Here is a 448-nt window from a genome sequence, read left to right on the forward strand (position 1 = left end):
GCTCCAGCTTGCACTGGCGGCGTTCCCGCCACGGCTGTCGGCCGGAGATAGCCTCTTTCAACACGGATAATGCGGCGGCATCCAGTTTATCCGCAGCCACGACAGCATCTACCAGACCTACTTTCAGTGCCTGGGCGCCATCAATATCTTTACCTGCGGCAATAATCTCTAGTGCACTGTCAGCTCCCAGCAGACGTGGCAGGCGCACGGAGCCCCCGAAACCTGGCATGATGCCAAGCTTCGTTTCCGGTAGGCCAATGCGGGTATCGGCAGTCGCGATACGGAAATCTGTTGCCAGCACGCATTCGCATCCGCCACCTAATGCATAACCCCGGATGGCCGAAACGGTGGGGACAGGCAGATCTTCCAGCCGATTAAAGATGCTATTAGCAAAGCCCAGCCATGCTGTCAGTTTTTCTTCCGGGGCGATAAACAGTGAGAGGAATTC

Annotated in this window: 1 protein-coding gene; it reads right to left on the reverse strand. The window is 56.7% G+C overall.

Features of this window, described 5'->3' with window-relative positions; all coding sequences use genetic code 11:
* A partial coding sequence (locus tag WH277_RS01955) for an enoyl-CoA hydratase-related protein (RefSeq protein ID WP_339504086.1) occupies positions 1-448 on the reverse strand: 448 nt, incomplete at both ends.

Source organism: Erwinia sp. MYb416 (assembly GCF_037479575.1).
Taxonomy (GTDB): Bacteria; Pseudomonadota; Gammaproteobacteria; order Enterobacterales; family Enterobacteriaceae; genus Erwinia; species Erwinia rhapontici.